Annotated in this window: 2 protein-coding genes; both read left to right on the top strand. The window is 61.9% G+C overall.

Annotation, left to right across the window (positions count from 1 at the left end; genetic code table 11):
• Positions 1-253: 253 nt before the first annotated feature.
• Entirely contained in the window at positions 254-805 is a 552-nt protein-coding gene (locus tag IFT51_RS14715) for a hypothetical protein (protein ID WP_192061838.1), read from the top strand.
• A gap of 285 nt (positions 806-1090) precedes the next feature.
• A complete protein-coding gene (locus tag IFT51_RS14710) occupies positions 1091-1336 on the top strand; it encodes a hypothetical protein (RefSeq protein ID WP_192061837.1) in 246 nt (81 codons plus the stop codon).
• Positions 1337-1574: the final 238 nt, after the last annotated feature.

Below are 1574 nucleotides of genomic sequence, written 5' to 3'. Positions count from 1 at the left end.
TGGCGCTTCTGGGTAGGACTCGTTCTGGCAGTCCCGAGGATGGCCATCCCGAGCAGGGCCAGCACGATGATGAGGGCCACTGGGACGATGACGATCGAGAGCACAGCGCCTCCGAGAAGTAGTGATGTCTGAAGTTAGCGAACTTCGACAGCGTGGTCGAGACCGAAGGGCGGGGTCCGATAGGGGATCCATGTCCGTACGCGTGCCAAGGCCGGCTCCGAGGCGGTCACGACGAGACAACCTAGGGGAGGATATGAGCTATCCCGAAGGAGTATCTCTGATGGCGCGTTTCCGCTCTCTGCCGCTTCGAGCACTTCTGCCTTTGCTCTTCATCCTCCTGGCTGCCTTGTGGCTGGGCATCGGTGTCCTCGTCATGCCGGGCGAACAGCCCGTGATCGCCCGTTTGCTCGGTACGGTCTTCTACGCGGGTGCGATGACGGTCTTCTTCGGTGTGGTCATCAGCCGTGCCCGGCGTGGTGCCGGCAGTGTGGATGAGTTGTCTCGGATGCAGGCGGCGGTGAAGGCCGGCGCAGTTCCTTCCGACGTCGACTCGTCGACATGGATCCCGATGCTCGAGAAGTGGCAGGGCCAGAACCGTAGGTCGAGGTGGCTGGCGCCTGTCATGTTCATGGGCTTCCTCGCGCTCAGCCTCTGGCTCGCCTCTACAGCGGATCCGGTCTGGTTCGTCCTTTCTCTGGTCTTTCTCGCTTTGCTCATCGTGTCGACGGTCACCGCCTGGCGTGGCTACGACAAGCTCACCCGCATGCTCGACGAGTTACGAAACAGGGAGCCGCACGCCCGATAGGGGATCCTTCATCGAGATCGGTTCCGGACTGGTCTATCCAGATGTCTCGAGCCCAGTGGCCGCAGGGGACAGGTTCATGCGCGCCGTCGTTCGGTGTCCGAATGTCTACCGCCCGTCAGTTTCAGACGCCCATGGTGTGAACTTCGTCGACACTCAAAACATGCCGCAGCGTGAGGAGGTCGGCGGCGCCATCCAGGGACTGTTGTTCCGTAATAATGAACCGCGTCGGGGTGGTTTTCCCGACCCGAGCCATGTGTCCTGGCGTCGCCAAAGGAAATGCGAGAAATGATGTCTACAACCCGTGCTGCTGCTGTTGTCGGGGGCATCTTGCTTGCGCTCTCGGGCGTCCTCGCCGGTGGTTTCGTCGTCACGACGTTGTTGTCCGAACCAGACACCGGAGCGAACATTGGCGGAGGACTGATGATGCTGGCCGCGATCCCGCTTGCCATCGCTGGTGCCGTCGTCTTGATTGTGAGTGCCTTGTTCAGCTACTTGGCCCGCCGGGAGGCCACCAGTGCGCCCAGGGCTTAGACGGTGACGGGCGTTCGCGCCTCGGCGGATGTCTGCCCTGCAAGCCTGAGTCTCCCGGGACAACACGGCGTCAGGGGGCGGACATCCAAGCAGTTCGGGCTCGTACTTGGCTTGCTTCGACTCCACGGCGAGATCTTCTGGGTATCCACCACGCTCCTGTGGCAGCGATCAATTGATGCCCGATAGGGGATCGTCTAGCGGTCCGGATCGAGCTTGCAAGTCCCGCGGGGTCACAGGT

Origin of the sequence: Frigoribacterium sp. CFBP 13712, from assembly GCF_014842255.1 — a bacterium.
In the GTDB taxonomy this organism is placed as follows: domain Bacteria; phylum Actinomycetota; class Actinomycetes; order Actinomycetales; family Microbacteriaceae; genus Frigoribacterium.
Note: the sequence above shows the minus strand (reverse complement) of the source record. Positions and strands in the feature narration are given on the sequence as shown.

Coding starts and splice junctions, on each gene's coding strand:
- IFT51_RS14715 (WP_192061838.1), top strand. CDS start 254: ATGAGCTATCCCGAAGGAGTATCTCTGATGGCGCGTTTCCGCTCTCTG.
- IFT51_RS14710 (WP_192061837.1), top strand. CDS start 1,091: ATGATGTCTACAACCCGTGCTGCTGCTGTTGTCGGGGGCATCTTGCTT.